General features: G+C 60.5%; 24 protein-coding genes. 11 read left to right on the top strand and 13 right to left on the bottom strand.

Annotated features, from left to right (window positions below; all coding sequences use genetic code 11):
* Window positions 1–293: 293 nt before the first annotated feature.
* The 10 genes from AC07SU_RS06830 to AC07SU_RS06785 all read left to right on the top strand — a co-directional run bounded on the left by AC07SU_RS06830 (window position 294) and on the right by AC07SU_RS06785 (window position 7,302).
* Window positions 294–1,268, top strand: a complete 975-nt coding sequence (locus AC07SU_RS06830; RefSeq protein ID WP_176995076.1) for a KpsF/GutQ family sugar-phosphate isomerase — start codon at window positions 294–296, stop codon at window positions 1,266–1,268.
* Complete coding sequence (locus tag AC07SU_RS06825) at window positions 1,269–1,793, top strand: KdsC family phosphatase (RefSeq protein WP_494996567.1); 525 nt, start codon at window positions 1,269–1,271, stop codon at window positions 1,791–1,793.
* An 8-nt stretch (window positions 1,794–1,801) separates the two neighbouring features.
* Entirely contained in the window at window positions 1,802–2,374 is a 573-nt protein-coding gene (gene lptC / locus AC07SU_RS06820) for an LPS export ABC transporter periplasmic protein LptC (RefSeq protein WP_176995078.1), read from the top strand.
* Complete coding sequence (gene lptA, locus AC07SU_RS06815) at window positions 2,361–2,894, top strand: lipopolysaccharide transport periplasmic protein LptA (protein WP_176995079.1); 534 nt, start codon at window positions 2,361–2,363, stop codon at window positions 2,892–2,894. The genes lptC and lptA overlap by 14 nt, the downstream gene beginning before the upstream one ends.
* A complete protein-coding gene (gene lptB / locus AC07SU_RS06810; RefSeq protein WP_016974288.1) occupies window positions 2,894–3,619 on the top strand; it encodes an LPS export ABC transporter ATP-binding protein in 726 nt (241 codons plus the stop codon). Before lptA ends, lptB begins: the two co-directional genes overlap by 1 nt.
* 184 nt (window positions 3,620–3,803) lie before the next feature.
* Window positions 3,804–5,297, top strand: a complete 1,494-nt coding sequence (locus tag AC07SU_RS06805) for an RNA polymerase factor sigma-54 (protein WP_176995080.1) — start codon at window positions 3,804–3,806, stop codon at window positions 5,295–5,297.
* 75 nt (window positions 5,298–5,372) lie between these two features.
* Window positions 5,373–5,678, top strand: coding sequence for a ribosome hibernation-promoting factor, HPF/YfiA family (hpf, locus tag AC07SU_RS06800; protein WP_003171804.1), 306 nt, complete (start codon window positions 5,373–5,375; stop codon window positions 5,676–5,678).
* Between the two features lie 10 nt (window positions 5,679–5,688).
* Window positions 5,689–6,153, top strand: a complete 465-nt coding sequence (gene ptsN, locus AC07SU_RS06795; RefSeq protein WP_048723965.1) for a PTS IIA-like nitrogen regulatory protein PtsN — start codon at window positions 5,689–5,691, stop codon at window positions 6,151–6,153.
* A 2-nt stretch (window positions 6,154–6,155) separates the two neighbouring features.
* Entirely contained in the window at window positions 6,156–7,013 is an 858-nt protein-coding gene (gene rapZ, locus AC07SU_RS06790; RefSeq protein WP_494996566.1) for an RNase adapter RapZ, read from the top strand.
* 16 nt (window positions 7,014–7,029) lie between these two features.
* A complete protein-coding gene (locus AC07SU_RS06785; RefSeq protein ID WP_395609136.1) occupies window positions 7,030–7,302 on the top strand; it encodes an HPr family phosphocarrier protein in 273 nt (90 codons plus the stop codon).
* 106 nt (window positions 7,303–7,408) lie between these two features.
* Here AC07SU_RS06785 and AC07SU_RS06780 read toward each other — a convergent pair whose 3' ends face one another.
* The 6 genes from AC07SU_RS06780 to pmbA form a co-directional block, all read right to left on the bottom strand.
* Window positions 7,409–8,302, bottom strand: a complete 894-nt coding sequence (locus AC07SU_RS06780; protein ID WP_494996565.1) for a ZIP family metal transporter — start codon at window positions 8,300–8,302, stop codon at window positions 7,409–7,411.
* A gap of 32 nt (window positions 8,303–8,334) precedes the next feature.
* Entirely contained in the window at window positions 8,335–8,946 is a 612-nt protein-coding gene (locus AC07SU_RS06775; RefSeq protein ID WP_176995083.1) for a superoxide dismutase, read from the bottom strand.
* Window position 8,947: 1 nt separating this feature from the next.
* On the bottom strand, window positions 8,948–9,391 hold the full coding sequence (locus AC07SU_RS06770) for a DUF2753 family protein (protein ID WP_494996564.1): 444 nt from the start codon (window positions 9,389–9,391) through the stop codon (window positions 8,948–8,950).
* A gap of 27 nt (window positions 9,392–9,418) precedes the next feature.
* Window positions 9,419–10,795, bottom strand: a complete 1,377-nt coding sequence (locus tag AC07SU_RS06765; RefSeq protein WP_176995085.1) for a class II fumarate hydratase — start codon at window positions 10,793–10,795, stop codon at window positions 9,419–9,421.
* Complete coding sequence (locus AC07SU_RS06760) at window positions 10,788–11,183, bottom strand: FagA protein (RefSeq protein WP_178922688.1); 396 nt, start codon at window positions 11,181–11,183, stop codon at window positions 10,788–10,790. Before AC07SU_RS06760 ends, AC07SU_RS06765 begins: the two co-directional genes overlap by 8 nt.
* A 147-nt stretch (window positions 11,184–11,330) precedes the next feature.
* Window positions 11,331–12,677: a metalloprotease PmbA gene (pmbA, locus tag AC07SU_RS06755; RefSeq protein ID WP_494996563.1), complete on the bottom strand. Its 1,347-nt coding sequence runs from the start codon at window positions 12,675–12,677 to the stop codon at window positions 11,331–11,333.
* Window positions 12,678–12,785: 108 nt separating this feature from the next.
* Here pmbA and yjgA point away from each other — a divergent pair, with 108 nt between their 5' ends.
* Window positions 12,786–13,307 (top strand): ribosome biogenesis factor YjgA, encoded by a 522-nt coding sequence (yjgA, locus tag AC07SU_RS06750; RefSeq protein WP_176995088.1) that lies wholly within the window; start codon window positions 12,786–12,788, stop codon window positions 13,305–13,307.
* Between the two features lie 46 nt (window positions 13,308–13,353).
* Here the strand turns inward: yjgA and tldD are convergent, their stop codons facing one another.
* The 7 genes from tldD to mreC all read right to left on the bottom strand — a co-directional run bounded on the left by tldD (window position 13,354) and on the right by mreC (window position 23,365).
* The gene (gene tldD, locus AC07SU_RS06745; RefSeq protein WP_017529090.1) at window positions 13,354–14,796 is read right to left on the bottom strand and encodes a metalloprotease TldD; all 1,443 of its coding nucleotides are present in this window, start codon (window positions 14,794–14,796) and stop codon (window positions 13,354–13,356) included.
* Window positions 14,797–14,812: 16 nt separating this feature from the next.
* Window positions 14,813–15,661, bottom strand: coding sequence for a carbon-nitrogen hydrolase family protein (locus tag AC07SU_RS06740; protein WP_494996562.1), 849 nt, complete (start codon window positions 15,659–15,661; stop codon window positions 14,813–14,815).
* A 48-nt stretch (window positions 15,662–15,709) separates the two neighbouring features.
* Window positions 15,710–19,525, bottom strand: a complete 3,816-nt coding sequence (locus tag AC07SU_RS06735) for a YhdP family protein (RefSeq protein ID WP_494996561.1) — start codon at window positions 19,523–19,525, stop codon at window positions 15,710–15,712.
* A 75-nt stretch (window positions 19,526–19,600) separates the two neighbouring features.
* Complete coding sequence (gene rng, locus AC07SU_RS06730; protein ID WP_010213134.1) at window positions 19,601–21,058, bottom strand: ribonuclease G; 1,458 nt, start codon at window positions 21,056–21,058, stop codon at window positions 19,601–19,603.
* 70 nt (window positions 21,059–21,128) lie between these two features.
* Entirely contained in the window at window positions 21,129–21,725 is a 597-nt protein-coding gene (locus tag AC07SU_RS06725; RefSeq protein ID WP_494996560.1) for a Maf family protein, read from the bottom strand.
* Between the two features lie 51 nt (window positions 21,726–21,776).
* Window positions 21,777–22,265, bottom strand: coding sequence for a rod shape-determining protein MreD (gene mreD, locus AC07SU_RS06720; RefSeq protein WP_003171788.1), 489 nt, complete (start codon window positions 22,263–22,265; stop codon window positions 21,777–21,779).
* Window positions 22,265–23,365: a rod shape-determining protein MreC gene (mreC, locus tag AC07SU_RS06715; RefSeq protein WP_494996575.1), complete on the bottom strand. Its 1,101-nt coding sequence runs from the start codon at window positions 23,363–23,365 to the stop codon at window positions 22,265–22,267. The genes mreD and mreC overlap by 1 nt, the downstream gene beginning before the upstream one ends.
* Window positions 23,366–23,492 lie beyond the last annotated feature (127 nt).

Here is a 23,492-nt window from a genome sequence, read left to right as displayed (position 1 = left end):
CAGCCTCTCACTCAGACACCATGTGTGCGACATTCGTTTGCAACGGATGTGCAATAGGTAGCCACATGGGTTGGGTGAACCGAACTGGCGGCGAACTATATCACTGCTGGTACAGCGCCCCCAAGGCCGGAACTGCGCTTGTTCAGATTGGCGACAGGGAAAAACATTGCCGACTGTGTTACCGGGAGCGGAATCTCTGACGCCTTGTGAATAAAGCCTGACGAACTTGCGTGAGGGAATTGATCATTACCGCTATAATCGCCGACTTTTCGTCAGGCTATACGATTTCAGACATGAGCCAATCCAGCGACCTTATTCAATCCGCACAACGCACCATCCGCCTCGAGCTCGAAGCCGTAGAGGGCTTGCTGGCCCATATCGACGCGGATTTCGTACGCGCTTGCGAGATGATTCTGGCCAGCAAAGGCCGCGTTGTCGTGGTCGGCATGGGTAAATCCGGGCACATCGGCAACAAGATCGCCGCCACCCTGGCAAGCACCGGGACTACCTCGTTTTTCGTGCACCCGGCAGAAGCCAGCCACGGCGACATGGGCATGATCACCAAGGATGACATCATCCTGGCACTGTCCAACTCCGGCACCACCAACGAAATCGTGACCCTGCTGCCACTGATCAAGCGCCTGGGCATCAAGATGATCAGCATTACCGGTAACCCGGAGTCGACGCTGGCCAAGGCCGCCGAAGTGAACCTCAATGTTCACGTGGCCCACGAAGCCTGCCCGTTGAACCTGGCGCCGACCTCCTCGACCACGGCCGCACTGGTCATGGGCGACGCATTGGCCGTTGCCCTGCTGGAAGCCCGCGGCTTTACCGCTGAAGACTTCGCCTTTTCCCACCCGGGCGGCGCCCTGGGCCGTCGTCTGCTGCTGAAAGTGGAAAATGTCATGCATGCGGGCGATGAATTGCCCCACGTCCAGCGCGGCACGCTACTGAAGGACGCGCTGATGGAAATGACCCGCAAGGGCCTGGGCATGACCGTCATCCTGGAAGCCGATGGCCGCTTGGCCGGGGTATTCACCGACGGCGACCTGCGCCGCACCCTGGATCGCACCATTGATATCCACACCGCAACCATTGATGCCGTCATGACCCCTCACGGCAAGACCGCGCGCCCGGAAATGCTGGCGGCTGAAGCCTTGAAGATCATGGAAGACCACAAGATCGGCGCGCTGGTGGTGGTCAATGACGATGACCGCCCTATCGGCGCCCTGAACATGCACGACTTGTTGCGTGCGGGAGTGATGTAAATGACTGGCGACCTGTTGCAACGCGGTAAAAACATCAAGCTGGCGATCTTCGACGTTGACGGCGTGCTGACCGATGGCCGCCTTTACTTCCTCGAAGACGGCAGCGAATTCAAGACGTTCAACACGCTGGACGGCCAGGGCATCAAGATGCTGATGGCTTCGGGCGTACAAACAGCCATTATCAGCGGCCGCAAGACCCCGGTAGTGGAACGGCGCGCACAAAACCTGGGGATTCCTCACCTGTATCAAGGCCGTGAGGATAAACTGGTGGTTCTGGACGAGCTTCTTGGCCAACTCAACCTAAGCTATGAGCAGGTCGCCTACCTCGGTGACGACCTGCCTGACCTGCCGGTGATTCGCCGGGTAGGCTTGGGCATGGCTGTCGCCAACGCGGCGGCATTTGTTCGCGAACACGCCCATGGCATCACCACGGCCCGTGGCGGCGAAGGTGCCGCACGTGAGTTCTGCGAATTGATACTGCGTGCCCAGGGCAACTTTGAATCCGCCCACGCCGCCTACTTATAGAGCGTTTTATGCTGAGCAAAAAGATTCGCAACTTCCTGCTATTCGGGGTCATCGCCGCGCTATTCCTGGCGGTGGGCTACTGGAATATCAGCCCGGAGCGCTTCCTCGACAAGCCTGTCGCGCAGGTTGACGACGGCGCTATCGACTATTACGCCATCAATGCCAAAAGCGTGCAGTTCCTGCCAGATGGCAAGGTGCAGTACGAGATGACATCGGACAAGGTCGAGCACTTGAAGGCCACTGAAGTGACCCTGCTCACCAATCCGGACATGAACATCTACCGCGGCACCGAGTTTCCGTGGCACGTCACCAGCAAGCGTGGCGAGGTCAACCCGGACGGCACCCAGGTGGAACTGATCGACTCGGTGCGCGTTGCGCGCACCGACGACAAGAACCGCGACACCGTGATTACCAGCAGTCGCATGACCGTATTCCCGCAGAAGCAATATGCGCAGACCGAGCAAGACGTTAGAATCGACGGCGCTGGCGGTGTATCGACTGGCAAGGGAATGAAAGCGTATTTGAAAGAAAGCAGGATACACCTGCTATCGAACGTAAGAGGACAGTATGAGGCTCGTTAAAACTCTCCCTATTTTGCTCGGTCTGGGCGCAGCACTGGGAAGCGTGAGCGCCTGGGCTCTGCCGAACGATAGCCAGCAACCGATCCACATCCAGGCTGACGATGCGCAGCTGGATGACAAGCAAGGTGTCGCGACCTACACCGGTGGCGTGATCATTACCCAGGGGTCGATGAAAATCACCGGGAATACCGTGACACTGACCCGCACCAAGGCGGGCGACATCGACGTCGTGACGTCGGTGGGCAACCTGGCCTATTTCGAGCAGAAGCAGGCGCCTGCCGATACCGCTCCGATGAAGGGCTACGGCAAGACCATCCAGTATCACGCCCAGCAGAACCGCATTGTCCTGATTGACCAGGCCAAGGTTGTCAGCACCGACGGCAACACCACGGAAGGTGAAAAAATCACCTATGACACTGTGAAACAGGTCGCCAACGCCGGTCGCGCCAATGGCAACAAGGTCACCGCACCTCGTCCGCGTATCGACATGGTTATCCAGCCGAAGAAGAAGGCCGAGTAATGGCAACCCTGAAAGCCCAGCATCTGGCCAAGGCCTACAAAAGCCGTCAGGTCGTGCGCGACGTCAGCCTGTCGATCGACAGCGGCCAGATCGTCGGCCTGCTCGGCCCCAACGGTGCCGGCAAGACCACCTGTTTTTACATGATTGTCGGCCTGGTCCAGGCGGATCAGGGTCGCGTTCTGATCGACGACCTGGACGTCAGCCACCAGCCGATGCACGGTCGTGCTCGTGCCGGTATCGGCTATCTACCCCAGGAAGCGTCGATCTTCCGCAAATTGTCGGTTTCGGACAACATCATGGCGATCCTTGAGACCCGCAAGGAGCTCGACCGCGATGGCCGCCGCAAGGAACTGGAAAGCCTGCTGCAGGAATTCCACATCAACCATATCCGTGACAACCTGGGCATGAGCTTGTCCGGTGGTGAGCGTCGTCGCGTGGAAATTGCCCGCGCATTGGCCACCGCACCGAAGTTCATCCTGCTGGACGAACCCTTTGCTGGCGTCGACCCGATTTCGGTGGGCGACATCAAGCAGATCATCCACCACCTCAAGGCCAAGGGCATCGGTGTACTGATCACTGACCACAACGTTCGTGAAACCCTCGATATCTGTGAAACCGCTTATATCGTCAACGATGGCCAGCTGATCGCCGAAGGCGATTCCGCCACCATCCTGGCCAACGAACTGGTCAAGGAAGTGTACCTGGGTCACGAGTTCCGCCTGTAAACACCGTGGTGTCAGGCCGTTTGCCGAGACGCGCGGGAGTCAATAGAAACCTCCGGCTTTTTATTGTTACCGCGCTCTAGGCAAAGCCCCCGATATCAGGCATATAATTTGCTTATGTTTGGCGCTCACGCGCCCTGTCGTGGATGGCGCATTGCGCCGGCGAATAAGGTGTTAAGCCCCTGCCATGAAACCATCGCTAGTCCTGAGAATGGGCCAGCAGCTGACGATGACACCGCAGCTGCAACAGGCCATCCGCCTGCTCCAATTGTCCACACTGGACCTGCAACAGGAAATCCAGGAGGCCCTGGAGTCCAATCCGATGCTCGAACGCCAGGAAGAAGGCGACGACTTCGATAATGCAGACCCGCTGGCCGACAACATCGAGCAAAAACCCAATTCCGACGTGCAGGAACCCTCCTATCAGGAAACCGCCCCGACGGTGGACAACCTGGAGGACGGCGAATGGAACGAACGCATTCCCAACGAACTTCCCGTGGACACGGCCTGGGAAGACGTCTACCAGACCAGCGCCAGTAGCCTGCCGAGCAATGATGATGACGAGTGGGATTTCACCACCCGAACGTCCGCCGGCGAGAGCCTGCAGAGCCATCTGCTGTGGCAACTGAACCTGGCGCCGATGTCCGACACCGATCGCCTGATCGCCGTGACCCTGATCGACTGCATCAATAACCAGGGTTATCTAGACGAGACGCTTGAAGAGATTCTTGAAGCCTTCGATCCGGAACTGGACATTGAACTGGACGAAATCGAAGCCGTCCTGCACCGCATCCAGCAATTCGAGCCAGCAGGCATCGGCGCCCGCACCCTCAGCGAGTGCCTGCTGCTGCAACTGCGCCAGCTTCCAGCCAAGACGCCCTGGCTCGCCGAAGCCCAACGCCTGGTCAATGACTACATCGACCTGCTGGGCAGCCGCGACTATAGCCAGCTGATGCGTCGTATGAAGCTCAAGGAAGACGACCTGCGCCAGGTCATCGAGCTGGTGCAGAGCCTCAACCCGCGCCCAGGTTCGCAAATCGAGTCCAGCGAAGCCGAATACGTCGTCCCTGATGTGATTGTGCGCAAGGACAACGAGCGCTGGCTGGTGGAGCTCAACCAGGAATCGGTGCCACGCCTGCGCGTCAACCCGCAGTACGCCGGTTTTGTACGCCGCGCCGACACCAGCGCCGACAACACCTTCATGCGCAACCAGCTGCAGGAAGCACGCTGGTTCATCAAGAGCCTGCAAAGCCGCAACGAAACCCTGATGAAGGTTGCCACCCAGATCGTCGAGCACCAGCGCGGCTTCCTGGAATACGGTGACGAGGCGATGAAGCCCCTCGTGCTGCACGATATTGCAGAAGCGGTGGGCATGCATGAATCGACGATTTCCCGGGTGACCACGCAGAAATTCATGCATACCCCACGGGGTATTTATGAGCTGAAATACTTTTTCTCCAGCCACGTCAGCACCTCCGAAGGCGGTGAATGCTCGTCCACGGCGATTCGCGCGATCATCAAAAAACTGGTTGCCGCGGAAAATCAGAAAAAGCCATTGAGTGACAGTAAGATCGCTGGTTTACTGGAGGCACAAGGCATTCAGGTCGCCCGTCGAACCGTCGCCAAGTACCGCGAATCCCTTGGGATCGCGCCTTCCAGCGAGCGTAAGCGTTTGATGTGACGGGCGGGCCACAGCGTTCCAGTGGCAGGCACCCCGGCCTGCCGCTTTATGCACTGGCAACGAAGGAGAAGCTGTATGCAAGTCAACATCAGTGGACACCAGCTGGAAGTCACCAAACCCCTGCGTGAATACACCGAGAGCAAGCTGAACAAGCTGGCAGGGCATTTTGACAAGATCACCAACGTGCAGGTCATCATGGAGGTCGATAAGCTCAAGCAGAAAATCGAGGCCACCCTGCACGTACCGAATGCAAAGCTCGTCGCCAATGCGGAGCATGAAGACATGTACGCGGCGATCGACTCGCTCTACGACAAGCTGGACCGCCAACTCATAAAGCATAAGGAAAAGAATCTGCACCTGATGCAAGGTACAGGTCGTTAACTCTCCCCCCATGATCCGACTTGAAACCATCCTGACCCCCGGCCGTTCCCTCGTGAACGTGCCGGGCGGCAGTAAAAAGCGCGCCCTCGAACAAATTGCCAACCTGATCGGCCGCGAAGTGCCCGAGCTGGATACGCAAGCTGTGTATGAGGCGCTTATCGCCCGTGAAAAACTCGGTTCTACCGGTTTTGGCAACGGCATCGCCATTCCCCACTGCCGCCTGCAAGGCTGTGAATCCCCGGTGAGCGCCCTGCTCCACCTGGATGCCCCCATCGATTTCGACGCCATCGACGGCGCTCCGGTCGACCTGCTGTTTGTCCTGCTGGTCCCGCAAGCCGCCACCGATGCGCACCTGGAACTGCTTCGGCAGATCGCCAGCATGCTCGACCGCAAGGAAGTACGCGACAAACTGCGCAGCGCCAGCAGCAACGAGGCGCTCTATCAGGTTGTCCTGGATGAACAGAACGGGCAGTAATCATGCGTTTGATCATCGTCAGCGGCCGCTCCGGCTCGGGTAAAAGTACCGCCCTCAATGTTCTTGAGGACAACGGCTTCTATTGCATCGACAACCTGCCGGCCGGCCTGCTGCCGGAATTGGCGGAACGCGCGCTGATCCACACCGAACTGGCCCAGCCGCTGGTTGCCGTTTCGATCGATGCTCGCAACCTGCCCAGCCACCTTGAGCGCTTCCCACTATTGCTCGAAGAAGTGCGGGCCAAGCATATTCATTGTGATGTGCTGTACCTGGACGCCGACGAAGAGACCCTGCTCAAGCGTTTTTCCGAGACCCGCCGACGTCACCCCCTCAGCAGCCCCCATCGTTCCCTGGCAGAAGCCATCGAGGATGAAACCAAGCTGCTGGGCCCGATCATTGACCTTGCCGACCTCAAGATAAACACCACCAGCCTCAACCTGTACCAGCTGCGTGACGCACTCAAATTGCGCCTGCTCAACCAGCCTGAACCGGGTACTGCGTTTCTCGTGGAGTCGTTTGGCTTCAAGCGCGGCATGCCAGTAGACGCTGACCTGGTGTTCGACGTGCGCTGCCTGCCCAACCCCTACTGGAAGCCGGAACTGCGCGAACAGTCCGGGCTGGACTTGCCGGTAGCCGAATACCTGGCCGCGCAGCCGGATGTTGAAGAGATGTTCCAGGATATCTCCAGCTACCTGCTCAAATGGCTACCCCGCTTTGCCGCGAGCAATCGCGCGTATGTCACCATTGCCATTGGCTGCACCGGTGGTCACCACCGCTCTGTCTACCTGACTGAGCGCCTGGGCCAGGTGCTGCAACAAACCCTCAAGAACGTCCAGGTCCGCCACCGCGACCTTAGCTGAAAGGAACACCTGCGCGATGCCCGCTCTGGAAATTGAAATCATCAACAAGCTGGGCCTGCACGCCCGCGCCTCAGCCAAATTCGTCGGCGTGGCCGGGCAGTTTCCTTGCCAGATCCGCGCCGGGCGCACGCCGGAGTCCATGGTCGATGGCAAGAGCATCATGGCCATGATGATGTTGGCGGCTGGCAAAGGCACCAGGATTCACTTGAAGACAGAAGGCGAGCAGGAAGACGAAGCCATGGCCGCGCTGGTGGCGCTGATCAATAACTTCTTCGACGAAGGCGAATAGCCCCATCCCTTTGTAGGAGTCCGGGTTGCCGGCGATGAGGCCTTTGAGTCAGGTGTTGGACTTGAGGACGCCATCGCCGGCAAGCCGGGCTCCTACGGAAAGCGGTTTATCCCAGGGCCGTGTCCATCACCATCATCAAGCAAAAGCCGATGCATAGGCCAAGGCTGGCGAGTTTTTCGTGACCATTGCGCCGCGACTCCGGGATGACCTCGTGAGTCACGACCAACAGCATCGCACCCGCCGCCAACGCCAACCCAAGCGGTAACAGCACCTCGGCCAGACTGACCAGCCAGGCGCAAAGCACGGCAAATACCGGCTCCACCAAACCTGACGCCGCGCCGATCAAGAACGCCTTGACCCGCGACATCCCTGCCCCAGCCAATACCAACGCAATCACCAGACCTTCGGGCACATCCTGCAGGGCTATGCCCATGGCCAGGCTGTCCGCATCCGGCATACCACCGCCCGCCGAGACACCAACAGCCATGCCTTCCGGGATGTTGTGGGCAATGATTGCAAACACGAATAGCCAGATGCGCGGGGGAATCACAGGGTTATCCGGTGTGCCCACCAGCATTTCCGGGCTTGCGCCGGAGACCTTGCGGTCGACCAGGTACAACCCGAAGGCGCCCAGCATGATGCCGAAACTGATCAAGCCACTGGCGCCCCAAGGCGAAAGCCCCAGGCTTTCAGCTGCGGTAATACCCGGCACGATCAGCGAAAACGCTGTGGCAGCGAGCATCACACCCGCGCCAAAACCCAACAAGGTATCGCTGAGCGCGACGGGCATCCGGCGAATCACCAACACCGGCACCGCACCCAATGCAGTGCCGAGCGCGCAAATCGCCCCGCCCTGCAGTGCCCGCAGAATGCGCGGTTCGAGATCCAGCCAGGCCAGCCCGTGAGCCACCAGCAATGCAGTACCTGCCAACAGCAGCAGCGAGCCAAACGCATAACGAAACATTCGCCCGCTGCTGATCGCCAGTGTTTCAGTGCCCATAGTCGGCCTTAGATCTTGTTATTGGATGAATATCAGGCCAACGCGGCCTGGTAGCGTGCGGCGACTTCCGGCCAGTTGATGACGCTGTAGAAGGCGTTGATATATTCGGGGCGGCGGTTCTGGTAGAGCAGGTAATAGGCGTGCTCCCAGACGTCGAGACCCAGGATCGGCGTGTTGCCACTCATCAACGGGCTGTCCTGGTTACCGCTGCTTTCCACCACCAACGTCTTTTGCGGGGTGACGCTCAGCCACGCCCAGCCGCTGCCGAAACGGGTTAGGGCGGCCTTGGTGAAGGCTTCCTTGAAGCTGTCAAAACCACCCAATTGCTCATCGATGGCCTTGCCCAACGCGCCCTCTGGCTTGCCGCCACCTTTGGGCGACATCACGGCCCAAAACAGCGAGTGGTTGGCATGCCCACCGCCTTGGTTGATGACCGCAGCCCGCAGTTTTTCCGGTAATTGCTGCACGCTGGACACCAGCCGCTCTACCGGCCAACCCGCAAACTCAGTGCCCTCGACCGCCGCGTTGAGGTTGTTGATGTAGGTCTGGTGATGTTTGGTGTAGTGAATCTCCATGGTCTGCGCATCGATATGCGGCTCAAGAGCATCGTAGGCGTAGGGCAAGGCTGGCAACGTGTAAGTCATATCAATGAGCTCCGTAATAAGGACTGTTGCGGATCGACGCATCCGTTTGCGCCGCAGTGCCGCCCAGCAAGCGATGGGTACGCGGGTACTCACCGTGATCGCTGATGAAATTCAACAACTCGACGTAGGTCTTGCTGCTCTGACGCAGGGCTGCTTCGCGCAATTGCGGGCTCAGCCGCGGGTCCTGCATGGTCTGAAGCAGGCGCTGGTGGATAGCGCACAGGTATTCCGCGCTCTCCTCCGGCTGGTTCAGGCGCAAATGCAGGTCCGCCAGGTTGTGATGGGAAATGACGCAAGCCGCCACTGCTTCGTCGGCATCCGCCCAGCGCTCGAATAACACTTGAGCCAGGGCCAGGGCTTGCAAATAGGCCTCCCGAGCGTCGACCAATTCGCCCGCCATAAAGCAGCGATTGGCCCGTTCGATCGTGCGTTTCCAGTGCTCCATGGTGAGCCTCCAAAGCAGGGTCGGTGGTTACACGCCGCCAGCGGTGAGCTTTTCCGGGTCCAGCAGGACCTCCAGCTGGCTGCGCGGCAAGTCGGTGTGCTCGAGGGCGACATCAATCACAGGGCGGCCCTGTTGATAGGCCTTCTTGGCGATTTCAGCGGCCTTTTGATAACCAATGATCGGGTTGAGTGCAGTGACCAGGATCGGATTACGCGACAGCGCTTCCTTGAGCTTGCCTTCGTTGACCTTGAAGCTGGCGATGGCTTTGTCTGCCAGCAAGCGACTGGCGTTGGCCAGCAATTCAAGGCTGCCGAGCAGGTTCTGGGCGATGATCGGCAACATCACGTTGAGCTCGAAGTTGCCTGACTGGCCGGCGACGGTGATCACCGTGTCATTGCCAATCACTTGCGCGGCCACCATGGCGGTCGCCTCCGGGATCACCGGGTTGACCTTGCCGGGCATGATCGAAGAGCCAGGTTGCAGGCCCTCCAGCTCGATTTCGCCCAGGCCCGCCAGTGGACCGGAGTTCATCCAGCGCAGGTCATTGGCGATTTTCATCAATGAGACCGCTGTGGCTTTCAGTTGACCGGATACGGCAACGGCGGTGTCCTGGGAGCCAATCAGTGCAAACAGGTTTTTGCCCGGGGTGAATTTCACGCCGGTGAGATGGCTCAGTTGCTGGCTGAAGCGCGCGGCGAACTCAGGGTGCGCGTTGATCCCGGTGCCCACTGCCGTGCCACCTTGAGCCAATGCCTGCAGGCTCGGCAGCAAGTCCTGCAAATGGCCGATATTGGCCTTCAGTTGCTGCGCCCAGCCATTGAGCACCTGGCTCATGCGCACCGGCATGGCATCCATCAGGTGGGTGCGACCGGTCTTGATGAACGGGTGAACCTCTTCGGCCTTCTGTTCGATCACCTGCACAAGGTGCAGCAGGGCCGGCAGAGTTTGCTCGTGCAGGACCAAAGCAGCGCTGACGTGAATCGTGGTCGGGATGATGTCGTTGCTGCTCTGGCCACAGTTGACGTGGTCATTGGGGTTGACCGCCTCACCGAGCAAACGGCTGGCGAGGGTAGCAATCACCTCGTTGGCGTTCATGTTGGAGCTGGTGCCGGAGCCGGTCTGGAAGATATCTACTGGGAAATGCGGCATGAAGTCGCCTTCGAGCAAGCCCTGGGCGGCATCGACGATGGCCTTGCCCTGCCCTTCGCTGATCTGCTTGAGGTCGACGTTGACCTTGGCGGCCGCTGCCTTGGCCAGGATGAGCGCGCGAATGAATTGCGCCGGCATACGCTGATGACTGATCGGGAAATTGTTCACTGCGCGCTGGGTTTGCGCACCATACAAGGCCTCGGCCGGCACTTGCAGTTCGCCCATGCTGTCGCGTTCGATACGGGTGTTACTCATCGTTAGATCCTTGCACCAGGTCGGAGTGAGAAATAGACGGCAGCAATTCGCAGGTTGCCAATTGCCAGGCAAAGGTCTGCCAGCGCTTGAGGCGGCAGGCACACAGAGAGAGTTTTTCCAGGTCGCGCAGTGGGCGCCAGGCTTGGTCCAGACACAGGGATCGCCAGTGCCAAGGCAGCGCGATATCAGTGGCGGTGTCGATCAGGAGGCGGAACGAGGTTTCGGCAATCGTCCACGGATGGGTCGCCGTGCAGCACGCCAGGTATCGCCCCTCATTGAGGTAATGTTCGATCAGGCGAGGTTCATTGGGGTCGAGGCCGCAGCGAATCTGACGACTCATCCAGCGCCAGCTTTCCAGGTACGGATCCTCATGCAGGACAGAACTCATGATCCACACTCACTCGGTAATGATATTTATTATTAAATGATATTGAGAATCAAAACAAGAGTGGCACTTTAATCGGACTGAAACGCAGCCATGAAAAAAGGCGCGCCCTCTGCAAGATGGCGCGCCTTTTGGTTTAGCGTGTGAGGATCAACTGCCGGCGACGGTCATCCGCTCGATCAACACAGAGCCCGTGCGAATGTTGCTGCGCAGTTCCAGGTCATTACCCACGGCGACGATCTGCTTGAACATGTCGCGCATGTTGCCGGCGATGGTCACTTCCTGGACGGCGAACTGAATCTCACCGTTCTCCACCCAGAAACCCGCCGCGCCACGGGAGTAATCACCGGTGACCATATTCAGGCCGTGGCCCATCAGTTCAGTCACCAGCAGCCCACGCCCCATCTTCCGGAGCAGCGCGGCCTGATCTTCATCGCCATGGGTCACGAACAGGTTGTGCACGCCACCCGAGTTGGCAGTGCTTGGCAAACCGAGCTTGCGTCCGGCGTAAGTGCCCAGTACGTAGGACACCAACTCGCCCTTCTCGACGAACGGCTTGGCATAAGTCGCCAGGCCATCACCATCAAACGCCGAGCTGCCCATGGCGCGCATCAAATGCGGACGCTCATCGATGGTCAGCCACTCCGGAAACAGCTTCTGGCCGATGGCCCCTTCCAGGAAGGAAGACTTGCGGTACAGGTTCCCACCGGAAATCGCCCCCAGGAAACTCCCGAACAAACCACCCGCCAGTTCCGCCGAAAACAGCACCGGCACTTCGCAGGTGGGCACCGGACGTGCGCCCAGGCGGCTCGCGGCACGCTGTGCAGCGCGCTGGCCAATGCTGGCGGGATCGGCCAGCAGCTCGCCTTGGCGGTTCACGTCATACCAATAATCACGCTGCATCTGGCCATTGGCCTCGGCGATCATCACGCAGCTCAAGCTGTGACGGGTGGACGCATAACCTCCGATAAACCCATGGCTATTGCCATAAACACGGCAACCCTGATGCGTGCTCAACGTGGTGCCATCGGCGTTCTTGATGCGGGCATCAGCGTCGAACGCCGCCGCCTCACAGGCCAGCGACTGTTCGATAGCCTGCTCCGGCGTAATGTCCCACGCGTGGAACAGATCGAAATCCTTCAAATCCTTGGCCATCAACGCCTTGTCGGCCAGGCCCGAGCTTTCATCTTCGGAGGTGTGCTTGGCGATCGCCAACGCGGCAGCGACGGTCTCGCGGATCGCCTCCGGGCCGCTGGCCGAGGTACTGGCCGAGCCTTTGCGCTGCCCTACATACAAGGTGATGCCAAAGCCCTGGTCGCGGTTGAACTCGACGGTTTCCACTTCCCGCTGACGCACTGAAGTCGACAGCCCCTGCTCCAGCGACACCGCCACTTCACAGGCACTCGCCCCCTGGCGCTTGGCCTCGGCAAGGATCTGCTCGACTTGTTCCTGCAGTGCCGGTAACGCTTGCGGACCGACGCTTTGGGCTGCACTCATGGTTTTCTCCACTCAAATTCTGCTTTCGGTTAAGGCCATCGAGCGACCGGGCCGGACAAGCGGCCCCCGACTGGTTATCATGGCGGCGTTTCTTTGCGGACTGCCACCATGGTTGATTCTTACGACGACTCCCTCGATGGGGAGAAAAGCAAATCCCAGGTCAAACGCGAGCTGCATGCTCTGGTTGACCTCGGCGAGCGCCTTACAACGCTCAAGAAGGATTTGATTGCAAAACTGCCACTGACCGACGAAATGCGCCGGGCCTTGGCCGATGCACCCAAGCACACCGCGAATATCGCGCGTAAACGTCACATCGCGTTTATCGGCCGGCTGATGCGTGATCAGGACACTGACGCCATTCTCGCCTTGCTCGATCAAACCGATGCCTCCACCCGCCAGTACAACGAACGCTTCCACAACCTGGAACGTTGGCGTGACCGCCTGATCGCGGGCGATGACGCCGTGCTGGAGAAATTCGTGGCCGAGTACCCGGACGCGGACCGCCAGCAGCTGCGCTCCCTGATCCGTCAGGCTCAACACGAACTGGCGCATAACAAGGCGCCGGCCACCAGCCGTAAAATCTTCAAGTACATCCGAGAGCTGGACGAGACCCAACGCGGCCTGCGTTGATCCCTTCCCCGGGTGGCGATCGTCGCCACCCGAAGCTCCCCCTTTCTTACGAACCCGTGCCACCCACGGTGATCGCATCAATCTTCAGCGTTGGCTGGCCGACACCCACCGGCACCGACTGCCCATCCTTCCCGCACGTACCCACGCCGCTGTCCAGCGACAGGTCGTTACCGACCATCGACACCTTGCTCATGGCCTCCGGCCCGTTGCCAATCAACGTCGCCCCCTTGACCGGCGCGGTAATCTTGCCGTCTTCGATCAAGTACGCCTCGCTGGTGGAGAACACGAACTTGCCGCTGGTGATGTCCACCTGGCCACCACCGAGGTTGGCGCAGTAGATACCGCGCTTTACCGAGGCAATGATTTCAGCCGGGTCGCTTTCGCCGCCGAGCATGTAGGTGTTGGTCATGCGTGGCATCGGCAGGTGCGCGTAAGACTCGCGGCGACCGTTACCGGTACGCGCCACGCCCATCAGGCGCGCATTGAGCTTGTCTTGCATGTAGCCCTTGAGCACGCCGTTTTCGATCAGCGTGGTGCATTCGGTGGGCGTGCCTTCATCGTCGACGCTCAGCGAACCACGGCGACCCGCGAGGGTGCCGTCATCGACAATGGTGCACAGCTTGGACGCGACCATTTCACCCATGCGCCCGCTATAAGCCGAACTGCCCTTGCGGTTGAAGTCACCTTCCAGGCCATGGCCAACGGCTTCGTGCAGCAGCACGCCGGACCAGCCCGAACCCAACACCACCGGCAACGTGCCCGCTGGCGCCGGAATGGCTTCGAGGTTCACCAACGCCTGGCGCAGCGCCTCACGGGCGTAGCCCATGGCACGATCCTCGGCGAGGAAATAACGGTAGTCGGTACGCCCACCGCCGCCGTGGCCACCGCGCTCGCGGCGGCCGTTCTGCTCGACAATCACGCTGACGTTGAAGCGCACCAGCGGCCGCACATCCGCCGCCAACCCACCATCGGTGGACGCCACCAGGATGCGCTCCCATACACCAGCCATGCTCACGGTGACTTGCTGGATACGCGGGTCGAGGGCACGCGTGGCGGCGTCGACACGCTTGAGCAGCTCGACCTTCTCGGCACGGCTGATCACTTCCAGGGGGTTATCCGGCGCATACAACTGGGCCACGTCCTGGGTACTGAACGCCTGCACCGTGCCATTTTGACCGGCACGGGAGATCGACCGCGCAGCGCGTGCCGCCAGGCCCAAGGCTTCCAGGGTGATCGCGTTGCTGTAGGCAAAGCCGGTTTTCTCACCGGATTGCGCACGCACGCCCACACCCTGGTCGAGGTTGAAACTGCCTTCCTTGACGATGCCGTCTTCCAGGGCCCAGGACTCGGAGATCTGCCCCTGGAAATACAGGTCGGCCGCGTCGATACCGGGCCCGGCCAGATCGCCAAGCACGGTTTGCAAACTTTCGATGGTCACGCCACCGGGTGCCAGGAGGTGTTCACTGACTGAGGACAACAACTCGCTCATAGGTTTGGCCTTAAATTCATCGTTCTGAAGCAGGCCGCTGTGCGCCCTGCGAGAAAAAGCGCCGATGGTTGACCACCGGCATGCGCGCCCGTATCGACGCCTGTTCACTGCTGTCGCGTTCGGCCAACAACACCGCTTCGCCTCTATCCTGTTGTGCCAGCACACGCCCCCAAGGGTCGACAATCGCCGCATGCCCATGGGTTTCCCGTGGGCCCGGGTGCACACCACCCTGCGCCGCTGCCAGCAGGTAGCACTGGGTCTCGATGGCCCGCGCACGGATCAGCACGTCCCAATGCGCAGCGCCCGTCACCGCCGTAAAGGCCGAGGGTGCGGTAATCAATTCGGCTCCGGCTGCACGCAATTCGCTGTACAGCTCCGGGAAGCGCAAGTCGTAGCACACCGTCAGGCCCAATCGCCCCACCGGAGTGTCCGCCACCACCACGTTGCCACCAAAAGCATAGTCGTCGGATTCCCGATAACGACCCCGAGAATCGGCGACGTCGACATCGAACAGGTGCAGCTTGTCGTAACGGGCGACGATTTCGCCATGATCATCGACCAGCAGCGAGCAGGCATTGGACTTGGCGTTCGGCTGGTCCTTGGGCGGCAGCGGTAACGTGCCGGCCACTATCCATAAGGTGAGGTCACGGGCGGTCTGTTTCAACCATGGCAGGATCGGGCCCTCGCCCAGGGCTTCGGCGCGGCCGATATCGGCCACGTCGCGACGGCCCATGGCGGCGAAGTTCTCCGGCAGCACTGCCAGCTTCGCCCCACCGGCCGCCGCTTGCTCCAGCAAACGCCGAGCCTGGGCCAGGTTGGCCAGCACATCGCTCTGGCTGACCATTTGAATTACCGCAAAGGACATGGGCCGACACTCCGTAAAAGGCATGGGGCCATGCTACTCCACAGGCTCTCAGTTTGGCTTTTCAAAAGGCTTGTCGAAGGTGATTTTTGGATCCTTCCAAGGGCCTTCCACTTTGTACTGCACGCTGGCGAAGCGTGAAACACGGTCACCGATCAGCTTGTCGATCAGGAACAACGCACCACCGATGGCGGGCGCCCCCACAATCAATGCGGCAATTGGCAGGTTGTTGGTGACTGGCAGGGTCACCAGCAATTTAGCGTCAACGCGGTCAGCCACCAGGTCCAGTGTGCCGTTGAGTTCAAGATTGGTCGACGGGCCCGTCATGGTGATGGGCTCACGCGTCACGAACACGCCATTGCTGGCCGCCAGCAAGCCTTTGACCCGGTCATAGCTCAAGCCCTTGCCGAGCAAGTCCGAGAAATCGAGGCGCAAGCGGCGACCGATGGAGTTGAAGTTGAGCAAGCCAAACACCCGCAGGGCCTGCGCCCCACCCTCCACTTCAACGAACTGCCCCTTACGGAATGCGGCGTCAAGGCTACCGGAGAAACGCTTCGGCCCGACCCAGGCCGGTGAGCCCGGCCAGCGGCCATCCACGTCCAAGTGGAAGTCCTCACTGGTCACCGTTGGAGCAAAGCCCCAGCCCTTGAGGACATCGGCGATGTTCTTGCCGTCCAGACGCCCCTTGTACCAACTGCCGCTGCTGCCCGGCGCACCTTCCCAGCCACCGGCGCCCTTGAGCTGCATGCCCTTGAGCCCCAGGTCCAAGTTATTGAAGGCCAGGCCCTTGGCGGTGGGCCGGATCTTCAACGACCAGGCGCCGACCAGATCGGGCCCCTGGAACAGTTGGTCGATGGCGATATCCAGCGCCGGAATATCTTTCGGATCGATGTCGGCCAAGGGGTCCGGCGCGTTTTCGTCGGCCTGCACCGTCGGGTCCACGGCCGGCAGCTTCACGTACTGCAGGTTGATGGCAATCGGCGCGCCCTTGACATCTGGTAGGTTGACCGTGCCCTTGGCCTGCTGGCTGTCCAACTGCAAGCCCCAGGCGGCCGGCTTGCGATCGAGCAGCAGGTTGACCTGATCGAACTGGGTGCCAAAGCCGGTAACCTTGCCCACCTTGAAGTCGGCGCCGCTGAGCAATTGCTTGGCGCTGCCGCCCGGGTCATTGCCGGCGTAGCGATCAATCAGCTTCTTCCAGGGATCGATATCCAGCTCCGACAACACACCGCGAATACGCAGCCCCTTGGCCGCCGGCAATACCGCATCGCCATCACCCAGAAACAACTCGCCGCGGCCGTCGTTGAACCTGTCCGGCGGCGAAGCAAAGGTGAAGTTCGCCAGCTCGCCATAATCAAACCAGTAGCGCCGCTCGGCGCCCTGCAACGTCATGCGGAACACGCTGTCGCGGCCCTGGCTGGCAGGCATGCCAAAGGGCGCTGGCAGGTCAACGGCCACACCCTTCATGTTGGAGCTGACCATCAACTGGCTGTCGGCACCGTCCAGGGTGAGCTGCAATTGGTACGGAATATCACCCGACACCGGCAATGGCTGGCTGATCTTCAACCAGTCAGTCAATCGCTTGACCGTGACCTGGCCCTTGGCAGCCACGCGGGTGCTGAGATTGCCCGGCTTGCCATCGGCAAAGATCTGCGCAGTGATCGGTCGGTCGAATGCCTGGGCCGTGATGTTCTGCCCGCTCAAGCCCTTGGCGCTGTCGAAACGGAAGTCACCCTTGAGCTGGGTCAGGTCGAGGGTCGGCTCCGCCAGTTGCAGGCGCGACTTGTCGGTCTGGAAATCCACCACGATCTTCGGCTCGGTGCCCTTGGCCAAAGGCACGTCCAGGTCCAGCTTGCCCTGCAGGTCGCCCTCGCCCTTCCAGCCGGCAAAGGTCGACGCCGTACCAATCGGCGCTTCCTGAAGAATCTTCAGGCCATCGCCCAAGCCACCGGAAAACCCACCCGTCAGCAACAAATGGCTGTCTTTGCCGGCAGGCGCGTGAGGAATATTGACGTAGACGTCCTTGACCTTGGTGTCGAGCAACTGGCCCTTGCTGGCCAGGATGCGCACGCCGCTCTCCTCGACAAACACTTCGCCGTTGACCTTGCTCACATGTGGCCAGCCCGGCTGGAACGCGAGTTCGGCGTCATGCACCTTGAAGAACAGGCTGATATTGCGCGCAGCCGGCAGCGCGTCGTGGTTCAGCGATCCCTGGTACTGGAAGAACCCCTGGTCCACAGAACCTTTGAGAATCGCCGTACGCAGCCATTCATCCAATGACGGGCTCAAGACGGCTGGCAGGTACTTGGGCGTGAAACGGCCATCGCCATCGACCATGCCGACCCGCAGGTCCATGTAGTCTTCCTGGTCATGGTCAAAATGCAGGCGGATCAGGAAGTCGGCGGCCACCTTGCCTTCTTCACCCAGCACCTTGATATACGGCGCGATCAGGGTGAAGCCTTCTTTGTCCAGCTTCCAGGTCAGGCGCGCATTGGCCTGGATGTACTGCCAAGGCTTGGCGAAAATCGGAAACAGATGCAGGGAAAAGTCCTTGCTGTCCATGCGCAACTCGCCATGGCCCAGGTCACCGCTGATGCTGCCGGACACGTTACGCGCCGCAGGGGCACCGAAGTAGGCATCAAAGCCCACCCGCTCAAGGTTGGCGGCAAAGCTGACTTTTTGATCGGTGGTGTCTTGAGGACGGAAATCCACCAGCACATTACGCAGCAAGCCTGTGGCCTTCAGGTGGTCGATGGTCTTGGCAAAGCCTTCCGGCAGAGGCGCCAGGGCGTTGAGCAGCGGCGTAATCGGGGTCAGGTCCAGGCGATCGGCCTGCAGCTTCCAGACCTCCAGGTCTTTGTCGGTGGCCAGGGTTTGCCGCAATTGCACGCGCGATTCCCAACGGGTTTGCCCCAGGTTCATCGCCAGCGTATCCAACAGCACGCTCAAGCCCGTGTCACTGCGTTGCAGGTAGGCGGTGAGGGCGAGGTTTTCAATGTGGACCGGCTTGCGGTCGGCGTAGCTGCCCTTCACCTGGGGTGAGTTCAGACGTACTACGGCACTTTGCACAGTGCCCTTGGCCCAGGTCAGCCAGAACTCGCCACCCGCCTTGAACTGGGTGAGCTTCCATTGCTGGGTCAGCTTGGCCGGAACCCATTTGGCCCAATCGCTCTGCGGCAAGCTGAGGTAGGCCTGCACCTCTGCATCTTTCCATTGGCTGGCGCGTATGCGCGTGCGCAGGCTCACGGCCAGCGGCTGGCCGTCCGGCAGGGTCAGGCGGGCGTCGAGGCGCTGGCGGGTCATGCCGGTGTGCAGGCTCATGCCGACATAAGTCAGGGTCATGGGGGCCTGGTCGAACGGCTGCAAGGTCACCTGGCTATCGAGCAACGACACGCGCTTGATCATTTGCATGCGCTTGAGCAGTTGCTCAGGGTCGAGCGGCTGGTCGTCCTGCACCGGCAAGCCTTGCAGCGCCCAGTGGCCGTCCTTGTCTTCCTTCACGCTCAGTTGCAGGCCGCTGACTTCCAGATGGGCGATACGCACTTCGCGCGCCATCAGGCTGGCCCACATGTCCGGCACCACTTCGACCTGATCCAGGCGCAAGGCACTGCTGCCCTCGCCCAGCATCACGTCGTGGGCCAGCAACACCGGGGCGAAACCGCTCCAGCGCCCTTCGAGGCTGCCGATGTGCAAGGGCATATCCACCGCAGCCTGGGCCTTGGCTTCGATTTCGGCGCGGTACTCGGCCACCAGTGGGGTCAATTCACGCCCCAGGCTCACGTACACCGCCGCCAACACCAGCAGCAACGCACAGAGGCCCAGGCCCCAACGGGTCAAAGCGGCAAAAAAGCGTATCAGACGCTCCATGTCAGGCGACCCTCAAGGCAGTAGGCGGACGGCAGATCAAGGTCTGCCGGTCTCGTGGAAGTAAGCGAATGGGGATCAGAGCAGCACCACGTCGTATTGTTCCTGGGAATACATGGTTTCGACCTGAAAGCGTATCGTGCGCCCGATAAACCCTTCCAGTTCGGCAACGTTACCGGACTCTTCATCCAGCAACCGATCTACCACTTTCTGGTTAGCGAGCACCCGATAACCCTCGGCCTGGTAGGCTCGCGCCTCACGCAGGATTTCCCGGAAAATCTCGTAGCAAACGGTTTCCGGAGTTTTCAATTTACCGCGGCCCTGGCAGCTGCTGCACGGTTCGCACAGGACCTGCTCCAGGCTTTCGCGGGTGCGCTTGCGGGTCATCTGCACCAGGCCCAGCTCGGTGATGCCGATGATGTTGGTCTTGGCGTGATCACGTTCCAACTGCTTCTCGAGCGTACGCAGTACCTGGCGCTGGTGCTCTTCATCTTCCATGTCGATGAAGTCGATGATGATGATGCCGCCCAGGTTACGCAGGCGCAGCTGGCGAGCAATCGCAGTCGCCGCTTCGAGGTTGGTCTTGAAGATGGTCTCTTCCAGGTTGCGGTGCCCCACGAACGCGCCGGTGTTGACGTCAATCGTGGTCATGGCCTCGGCCGGGTCTACCACCAAATAGCCGCCAGACTTGAGCGGCACCTTGCGTTCCAGGGCTTTCTGGATTTCGTCTTCGACGCCATACAGGTCGAAGATCGGCCGTTCGCCCGGGTAATGTTCCAGGCGGTCGGCAATTTCCGGCATCAGCTCGGCGACAAATTGCGTGGTGCGCTGGAAGGTTTCCCGCGAGTCGATGCGAATTTTCTCGATCTTGGGGCTGACCAGATCGCGCAGGGTGCGCAAGGCCAGGCCCAGGTCTTCATAGATCACGCTGGGCGCGCCGATGGTCTTGATCTGCGCACCAATCTGGTCCCACAAGCGCCGCAGGTAGCGGATGTCCATGAGGATTTCATCAGCGCCGGCACCTTCGGCAGCAGTGCGCAAGATAAACCCACCGGCTTCCTTGATGCCTTCGGCGGCCACGCAGTCGCTGACCACTTTTTTAAGGCGTTCGCGTTCAGCTTCGTCTTCGATCTTCAGCGAAATGCCGACGTGGGCGGTGCGCGGCATGTACACCAGGTAGCGCGAGGGAATCGACAGCTGCGTCGTCAGCCGCGCCCCCTTGGAACCGATGGGGTCCTTGGTGACTTGTACCACCAGGCTCTGCCCTTCGTGCACTAGGGCGCTGATGCTTTCTACCGCAGGGCCTTCACGCAAGGAGATTTCCGAAGCATGGATAAACGCGGCACGGTCCAGGCCGATATCAACGAATGCCGCCTGCATGCCCGGCAAGACGCGCACGACTTTGCCTTTGTAGATGTTGCCAACGATCCCGCGCTTCTGGGTGCGCTCAACGTGCACTTCTTGCAGAACACCGTTTTCTACCACCGCCACGCGTGATTCCATCGGCGTGATATTGATCAGAATCTCTTCACTCATGGCTGGGTCTCGTTCAGGCGTTTTCACAATAGTGACCGATCGCTAAAGGCTTGGCGCTGGAATACGGCGTTCAACGCACGGTAAGGTTTTGCCAACAGGGTATGCCGAATTGGCCGAGCAGTTGCGCGGTTTCACACACGGGCAGGCCGACCACGGCGGAATAACTACCGTTGAGCCCAACCACAAACACCGATCCCAAGCCCTGGATAGCATAGCCGCCTGCCTTATCCTGGGGTTCGCCACTGTGCCAGTAGGTTGTAGCCTCTTCGACAGAAATATCGCGAAACCGTACACGACTGCTTACACAAACAGTTTCGCTACGTTGGCCGTCAGTCAGGGCTATGGCGGTGAGGACTTCATGTTCACGCCCCGCCAACGCCATCAACATGGCCAGGGCATCCGCTTGATCCACGGGCTTGCCGAGGATCTTCCCATCGACAATCACGGCCGTGTCAGCCCCCAGCACGCAAGCGTCGGAGGTGTTTTCGAGCGCAGCAAAACCCGCCGCCGCCTTGCCGCGCGCAAGGCGCTCGACGTAGGCAACGGCAGGTTCGTTTGTGAGAGGAGTTTCATCTATAGCGGCGCTGACCACGGTGAAGGGCACACCGATCTGGGTCAGCAGTTCACGCCGTCTCGGAGAGCCCGAGGCCAGATAAAGCGAATTCATTCCAGACTCTCCCTGTAGGGTTCGATAACCAGGCAGAGCCTCGCAATCCATTCAATTGATCTTATAGCGACGACGTAACCCACGCAGGCCAAAACTGATCCAAGGCCACAGCAGCGCACTGACCAGCGCCGGCAATACCAGCGCCAGCGTTGGCTGACGGTTACCCGTCAAGGCGCTCAGCCAGAGCTGCACCAACTGCGCCAGGCCGAAGATCACCAGGATCACCAGGCACTGCTGCCACATCGGAAACATGCGCAACCGTTGTTGCAACGACAGCACCAGAAAGGTGATCAGCGTGAGGATCAACGCGTTCTGCCCCAGCAAGGTGCCATAGAGCACATCTTCCGCCAAGCCCAGGAACATCGCCGTGACCATGCCGACCTTGTGCGGCAGGTTCAGCGACCAGAAGGCCAGCAGCAGCGCCAGCCAGAGCGGTCGCAGGATTTCCATGAATTGCGGCAGTGGCGAAACGCTGAGCAGCAAGCCGATGGCAAAGGTCAGCCAGACGATCCAGCCGTTGCGCGAATGAGTACCGGCCATTATTCCTCCCTCTGCCGTGTGGTTGCCGGGGCGGTCGCCGCAGGCTTGACCGCAGGCGTCGCTGCCGGTGGCTTGGTCGCTGCCGGTTTAGCCGCACGTGTACTGTGAGCCGCAGGCTTGGCGGGAGTGGCTACGGGCGCCGCCGCAGCAGGTGCGGGCGCAGGCGGTCCCACGAATGCCGGCTTTGGCACGGTTGCTGGCACGATCGGCGCAACACCGTTTTGCTTGTCTTCCGCTTCCTGGGCCTGGGCGGCGTCATTGGCGCGCTCTTCGGGCGTGCGGTTGTCGCTGAACACCAGCAGCAGGTAACGGCTGCGGTTCAAGGCCGCCGTCGGTACGGCACGCACGATGGCGAAGGGCTGGCCGGAATCGTGGATCACTTCCTTGACCGTCGCCACCGGGTAGCCGGCCGGGAAACGCTGACCAAGGCCGGAGCTGACCAGCAGGTCGCCTTCCTTGATATCCGCCGTGTCGGCGACGTGGCGCAGTTCCAGGCGTTCCGGGTTGCCGGTACCGCTGGCAATCGCACGCAAGCCGTTGCGGTTCACTTGCACCGGGATGCTGTGGGTGGTGTCCGTCAGCAGCAGAACCCGCGAGGTGTAGGGCATCAGCTCCACCACCTGGCCCATCAGGCCACGCGCATCGAGCACCGGCTGGCCGAGGACCACGCCGTCACGTTCACCCTTGTTGATGATGATGCGATGGGTAAAGGGGTTGGGGTCCATGCCGATCAGCTCGGCCACTTCGACCTTCTCGTTGACCAACGCGGAAGAATTGAGCAACTCGCGCAGCCGAACGTTCTGCTCGGTGAGGGCCGCCAGCTTTTGCATGCGCCCCTGCAGCAGCAGGTTTTCGGTCTTGAGTTTTTCGTTCTCGGCAACCAGCTCGGTGCGGCTGCCGAATTGGCTGGCCACGCCCTGGTAGAGACGTTGCGGCAGGTCGGTGATCCAGTAAGTCTGCATCAACACCAGCGACATCTGGCTGCGCACGGGCTTGAGCAGTGCAAAGCGGGCATCGACCACCATCAGCGCGACCGAAAGCACGACCAGCACCAGCAGGCGCACGCCCAATGAGGGGCCTTTGGCGAAAAGCGGTTTAATAAGCCGCTCCTCCCAGGCAAATGTTCTCTTTATTCATACGGCATCTAACCGGCCTGGATGCAGATTGAAGAAGATAAACGCCAACAGGCAGCACTGCAAAGTGCTGCCTGCGGGCGAAACATGGGCT

The organism is Pseudomonas sp. GW821-FHT05H12 (assembly GCF_059419385.1).
Note: the sequence above shows the minus strand (reverse complement) of the source record. Positions and strands in the feature narration are given on the sequence as shown.

Coding starts and splice junctions, on each gene's coding strand:
- mreD (WP_003171788.1), bottom strand. CDS start 22,265: ATGGCCGGTACTCATTCGCGCAACGGCTGGATCGTCTGGCTGACCTTT.
- pmbA (WP_494996563.1), bottom strand. CDS start 12,677: ATGAGTGCAGCCCAAAGCGTCGGTCCGCAAGCGTTACCGGCACTGCAG.
- AC07SU_RS06765 (WP_176995085.1), bottom strand. CDS start 10,795: ATGAGTAACACCCGTATCGAACGCGACAGCATGGGCGAACTGCAAGTG.
- lptB (WP_016974288.1), top strand. CDS start 2,894: ATGGCAACCCTGAAAGCCCAGCATCTGGCCAAGGCCTACAAAAGCCGT.
- ptsN (WP_048723965.1), top strand. CDS start 5,689: ATGATCCGACTTGAAACCATCCTGACCCCCGGCCGTTCCCTCGTGAAC.
- rapZ (WP_494996566.1), top strand. CDS start 6,156: ATGCGTTTGATCATCGTCAGCGGCCGCTCCGGCTCGGGTAAAAGTACC.
- yjgA (WP_176995088.1), top strand. CDS start 12,786: ATGGTTGATTCTTACGACGACTCCCTCGATGGGGAGAAAAGCAAATCC.
- hpf (WP_003171804.1), top strand. CDS start 5,373: ATGCAAGTCAACATCAGTGGACACCAGCTGGAAGTCACCAAACCCCTG.
- AC07SU_RS06770 (WP_494996564.1), bottom strand. CDS start 9,391: ATGGAGCACTGGAAACGCACGATCGAACGGGCCAATCGCTGCTTTATG.
- lptA (WP_176995079.1), top strand. CDS start 2,361: ATGAGGCTCGTTAAAACTCTCCCTATTTTGCTCGGTCTGGGCGCAGCA.
- AC07SU_RS06785 (WP_395609136.1), top strand. CDS start 7,030: ATGCCCGCTCTGGAAATTGAAATCATCAACAAGCTGGGCCTGCACGCC.
- AC07SU_RS06735 (WP_494996561.1), bottom strand. CDS start 19,525: ATGGAGCGTCTGATACGCTTTTTTGCCGCTTTGACCCGTTGGGGCCTG.
- AC07SU_RS06740 (WP_494996562.1), bottom strand. CDS start 15,661: ATGTCCTTTGCGGTAATTCAAATGGTCAGCCAGAGCGATGTGCTGGCC.
- AC07SU_RS06780 (WP_494996565.1), bottom strand. CDS start 8,302: ATGGGCACTGAAACACTGGCGATCAGCAGCGGGCGAATGTTTCGTTAT.
- lptC (WP_176995078.1), top strand. CDS start 1,802: ATGCTGAGCAAAAAGATTCGCAACTTCCTGCTATTCGGGGTCATCGCC.
- rng (WP_010213134.1), bottom strand. CDS start 21,058: ATGAGTGAAGAGATTCTGATCAATATCACGCCGATGGAATCACGCGTG.
- AC07SU_RS06760 (WP_178922688.1), bottom strand. CDS start 11,183: ATGAGTTCTGTCCTGCATGAGGATCCGTACCTGGAAAGCTGGCGCTGG.
- tldD (WP_017529090.1), bottom strand. CDS start 14,796: ATGAGCGAGTTGTTGTCCTCAGTCAGTGAACACCTCCTGGCACCCGGT.
- AC07SU_RS06725 (WP_494996560.1), bottom strand. CDS start 21,725: ATGAATTCGCTTTATCTGGCCTCGGGCTCTCCGAGACGGCGTGAACTG.
- AC07SU_RS06825 (WP_494996567.1), top strand. CDS start 1,269: ATGACTGGCGACCTGTTGCAACGCGGTAAAAACATCAAGCTGGCGATC.
- AC07SU_RS06805 (WP_176995080.1), top strand. CDS start 3,804: ATGAAACCATCGCTAGTCCTGAGAATGGGCCAGCAGCTGACGATGACA.
- AC07SU_RS06830 (WP_176995076.1), top strand. CDS start 294: ATGAGCCAATCCAGCGACCTTATTCAATCCGCACAACGCACCATCCGC.
- AC07SU_RS06775 (WP_176995083.1), bottom strand. CDS start 8,946: ATGACTTACACGTTGCCAGCCTTGCCCTACGCCTACGATGCTCTTGAG.